5 protein-coding genes are annotated in these 4718 nt (G+C 52.0%); all 5 read right to left on the reverse strand.

The genetic code is table 11. The features are described from left to right. Positions 1-632: aminotransferase class I/II-fold pyridoxal phosphate-dependent enzyme (locus JXO50_04455; protein ID MBN2332342.1), on the reverse strand; the 632-nt coding region annotated here is incomplete at its 3' end. Next, entirely contained in the window at positions 629-1459 is an 831-nt protein-coding gene (locus JXO50_04460) for an aminotransferase class IV (protein MBN2332343.1), read from the reverse strand. The genes JXO50_04460 and JXO50_04455, both read right to left, overlap by 4 nt. Positions 1460-1674: 215 nt before the next feature. Further along, positions 1675-2763 carry a 3-isopropylmalate dehydrogenase gene (gene leuB, locus JXO50_04465; GenBank protein ID MBN2332344.1) on the reverse strand — a complete coding sequence of 363 codons (1089 nt, stop codon included), beginning with the start codon at positions 2761-2763 and terminating at the stop codon, positions 1675-1677. A 175-nt stretch (positions 2764-2938) separates the two neighbouring features. Beyond that, on the reverse strand, positions 2939-3979 hold the full coding sequence (locus tag JXO50_04470; GenBank protein ID MBN2332345.1) for an ABC transporter ATP-binding protein: 1041 nt from the start codon (positions 3977-3979) through the stop codon (positions 2939-2941). Between the two features lie 53 nt (positions 3980-4032). Further along, positions 4033-4584 carry a hypothetical protein gene (locus tag JXO50_04475; GenBank protein ID MBN2332346.1) on the reverse strand — a complete coding sequence of 184 codons (552 nt, stop codon included), beginning with the start codon at positions 4582-4584 and terminating at the stop codon, positions 4033-4035. Positions 4585-4718: the final 134 nt, after the last annotated feature.

Consider the following 4718-nt stretch of genomic DNA (forward strand, 5'->3'; position numbering starts at 1 on the left):
CTGGCATCATCATAGAGAATATGTTCGTAAATTTCGTCGGTAATCGCCAGCACGTCCCATTGCTGACAGAGACTGGCAATGACTTGCAGCTCCTCCCGGGAGAAAACCTTGCCGGTGGGGTTGTGTGGTGTATTGATGATGATTGCCCGGGTTTTGTGGTTGAACGCGGCGGTCAGTTCATCTTCATCAATATGCCAGTCATCTCCCCGCAGGGTGACGTAGCGGGGGATGGCATCGGCCAGGATGGCGTCAGGGCCGTAGTTTTCATAAAAAGGGGCGAAGACGATGACCTCATCTCCGGGATCGAGGATGGCAAGGAGGGTGGCGATCATTCCCTCGGTGGCGCCGCAGGTGACCGTCATCTCGGTTTCCGGATCAATGTCCCAGCCATAAAAATGGGCCATTTTCCGGGCAATGGCCAGCCGCAGATTGCGGGTTCCCCAGGTGATGGCATACTGGTTGATGTCCGCATCGATGGCTTTTTTGGCTGCCTCCTTGATCAGTGCAGGAGCGGGAAAATCAGGAAATCCCTGGCTCAGATTGACGCCGTTATGCTGCTGGCATATTCTGGTCATGCCGCGGATTACCGATTCCTGGAACTGAGCTGCTTTTGCTGATTCTTTTTTCCTCATGCAGGAAACAAACCTCGGATTGTTCGGGTTACAGGGCCGGGCATACCGTTGCCGATCTGCTGCTGGTCGATGGTGACAATGGGCATGGCATCGACGGTGGTGCTGGTGACAAAAACCTCATCGGCGTTCATGAGCTCCTCCCAGAAGCAGACTTTGCAGACCACGGTCAAACCGGCTTCCCGGGCCCGGTCAATGATATATTTCCGGGAGATGCCGGGGAGGATGTAATTGTTCAGCTCCGGCGTGTAAATAACCGTATCCTTGACCAGAAAAATATTGGCCGCTGTTGCTTCATGAACCTCCTGGGCGTCAGAAATAAAAAATGCTTCGTAACATCCCTGCTCCTGCGCCTTCTGTTTCATCAGAATGTTCGGCAGCAGGGCAATGGTTTTCAGGTAGCAGCGGCTCCAGCGAATTTCCTCCACAGTTATGGCAGCCTGACCAGTCAAAAACATCTCTTCGTCATACTGGGGCCGCTGCCTGAAGGTCATCACCAGTTGGGGGACCAGCGGTTCGGGATAGTGGTGCCGGCGCGGCATGATGCCACGAGTGACCTGGATATAGACCATTGACTCGGCATAACCGGTTTTTTTGATTCCTTCACCGATGATTGCCGGCCACTTTTGATAGGATGCCGGCAGCGGCAGATTGATGCCCCTGGCGCTGCGTTCCAGCCGCTGGAAATGCTCCGGCAGCAGAAAGGGACTGCCGTTGCGGGTGCAGATCACTTCATAAATGCCATCGGCAAAGGTATATCCACGATCGTTAATGGAGACCGTCGCTTTTTCCAGGGGAATGAATTCTCCGTTGATATAGGCCAGGTCCATTATTCACCCCTCCGTAATCCTGGGCAAAGACTTGTGATTCCTGCTTTCATCGCGATTCCTTGGCTGATCAGCCGGCAGATACCGGCTGCTGGTCATGGTTGGTGGTTTTCCGGCCTGCACGATCATGGCTTCGGGGATGCCGGTCAGCATATCTACCATGCTAATTAGGCAATGGCGGTAAGCTAACCATCTCTTTCCCTATTGTCAAGAAATTACTACTGTGTCACCGGTTTGAGGTTGGCCGCGATAGCATCACCCATGGTTGCCGTGTCCACGGTTTTTGCCGGATCAACGGCGATATCCGGCGTATGAATACCGGACTTGAGCGTGTGGTCGACAGCCCTGTCGATGGCGTCTGCCGCCTCGTGGCAGCCGAAGCTATAGCGCAGCATCAAGGCAGCTGAAAGAATCTGGGCGATGGGGTTGGCTATCCCCCGGCCGGCGATGTCAGGGGCTGATCCTCCAGCTGGTTCATAGAGGCCGAAGTTGTGCTGGTTGAGGCTGGCCGAGGCAAGCAGCCCCATGGAGCCGGTGAGCATTGCCGTTTCATCCGAGATGATGTCGCCGAACATATTGCCGCAGAGCAGAACATCAAACTGGTGCGGATTGCGGAGCAGCTGCATGGTGGCATTGTCGATATAGATATGCTCCACGTTTACGTCTTTATAGTCTCTGGCAATTTCCATAACCACTTCCCGCCAGAAAACCATGGTGGTCAGCACGTTTGCCTTGTCCACCGAGGTTACTTTTTTGCGGCGCAGACGAGCTGCCGAAAAAGCCATCCGAGCGATCCGCTCAATTTCCGCCCGGCTGTAGATCATGGTATCAAAGGCCTGTTCCGATGGTCCTTTTCCCTGTCGGCCTTTGGGCTGGCCAAAGTAGATGCCGCTGGTCAGTTCGCGAACGCAAAGAATATCAAAACCATCTTTGACAATGTCGGTTCGCAGGGGGCAGGCGGCAACCAGCGATGGGTAGACCTTGGCCGGCCGCAGATTGCAGAACAGATCAAAATGTTTGCGTAGGGGAAGAAGGGCGGCCCGTTCCGGTTGTTCATGGGGTGGCAGTTGTTCCCACCGGGGGCCGCCGACCGAGCCAAACAGAATAGCATCACTCTTTTCACAGATTTCGAGGGTTTCCCCCGGGAGCGCCAGGCCGTGGTTGTCAATGGCGCAGCCGCCGACATCGGCATGGAGATAGTCAAATTCAAGGGAAAATATTGCCTGGACGGCATCAAGCACTTTGATGGCTTCGGACATGATTTCCGGTCCGATGCCATCACCAGCCAGCACGGCTATTGTTTTCATTATCTGCTATCCTCTGCTGTAATCCATGAAATGCATTGTTTGAACAACGGGCGAAGAAGACAATGCGGAGAGTTAACCATCCCGTTGGCTTACCTGTCAAGCAGATTTACCGTATGTGATTTACCGTATGCGGCTGGATTCAGCCTGGCATGTGAGGAATTACCCCTCCAGGGTGCTAAGGCAGGCGGTGGACGGCAGTTGCTTTGAAGGAGGCAAAAAGTGTGCTGCCGTCGGCGATGCGAAGATCGAACAGGGCCTGTTTGGTGATCAGGGAGCGGAAAAGTATGGACTCAATGCTGACTGCCACTTCATAGTGAACCCCTTGGGGAATAATGCTGGTGACAGTTCCCTTAAGTGAGTTCTGGATACTTGAAACCAGGGGCTGCCGACTTAAAACAATATCTTCCGGTCTGATGGCAACATAGCCTTGCTGTGGTTTCATCTCCTGCCCCAGTTCCAGTGAAAAAGAGCCGATAGTTGCCTTGGTTCCTTCAAAATGAGCGATAAAAAGATTTTTCATGCCGACAAAACTGGCGACAAATGGGGACGAAGGCTGTTGAAAAATTTCCTCCATGGTTCCCATCTGTTCCAGACGGCCCTGATTGAGTACCGCAGCTTTGGTTGCCAGGGATAACGCTTCGGCAAAATCATGGGTTACCATGAGAAAGGTGGTATTGGAATGGTGATGCAGGGCTTTGAGGTGATATTTCAGCTCTTCACGAAATTGGGGGTCGAGGGCTGAAAGGGGCTCATCAAGGAGAAGCACAGCCGGTTCAACGGCCAGGGCACGGGCCAGTGCCACCCGTTGCTGTTCACCGCCGCTGAGGGTGGTCGGAGGACGGTGAAGCAGCGGTGCCAGGGCGAGGGTGTCTATAAGTTTTTGTATACGGGCAGTGGATTTTTTCCTGGAGTGGGGTTGAAAACGCAGACCATAGAGGATGTTTTGTTCAACCGTCAGATGGGGAAAGAGGGCATAGTCCTGATAGACGATGCTGATGTTCCGTTTTTCGGGTACCAGATTGGTGACCTCTCGGCCACCAATGCTGATGGTCCCGTGAGATACCGGGATAATGCCGGCGATAGCCTCCAGCAGGATTGTTTTGCCGGCCCCGGTTGGTCCCATGAGAATGAAAAATTCATTTTCCTTAATATCCAGACAGATATCGGTCAAACGAAATTCAGCCAGATGGATGTTCAGATTATGAACGGTGATCATCGAACGCAAAAAGCATTTCCTCAGTTGGCGGTTGTCAGAATGGTGCCGAAGGTTTAGAAGTTATAGCGAATGCCGGCTGAAGAGACAAAGATGTTTTCGTCCGCATTGCCATCCTGTGAATCTTTTTCATAGAAATCCAAGGCATCGTCGGCAAAAAGGTAGCCGGCGCTGATGCCGAAGACGAGATTATCATAGATCTTGTAGGTGAGGTAATCGTCAATTTCAAAGCCAATTGTATTGTCGCTCTGGTTGCCATACTCAATATCTTCGGCAGTCATCATATACATGACTGCACCGTCGAGGGTCACCTTTTTACTGGCTTGATAATCAGCAGCCAGTTTGTTCATGATAAACCCTTTATTGAGAAGATAATCCTTTTCGGTGAAATAATCATCTTCGACATAACGGTTTTTAAAAATACAGATATTGTCGGGGCGGTCAATATCGACGGCCATGAAGGCATTGAAATCATTGTCGCCGGGATCATTATCACCGGAGGAGTACCAGAATGTGTAGGTTGAAAAAGTTACGATCTTCCCGCACAGTTTTGGAGTTTGAGAGTATCGCCATCCCCGGCTATTAAAAGCCATGGGGGTGGCGGTCATAGAGCCTCTTAGGGTATAAAGGATTTTCCACAATCTTTTCAAACCCTGAAGGAGGACACTATGACCGCGAAAGAGAAATTAGCACAAAAGAGGCTCACATTGCTACAGTTGGCTGAAGCGTTGGGCAATGTTTC

It is taken from the genome of Candidatus Anaeroferrophillus wilburensis (assembly GCA_016934315.1).
GTDB classification, from domain to species: Bacteria; Desulfobacterota; Anaeroferrophillalia; order Anaeroferrophillales; family Anaeroferrophillaceae; genus Anaeroferrophillus; species Anaeroferrophillus wilburensis.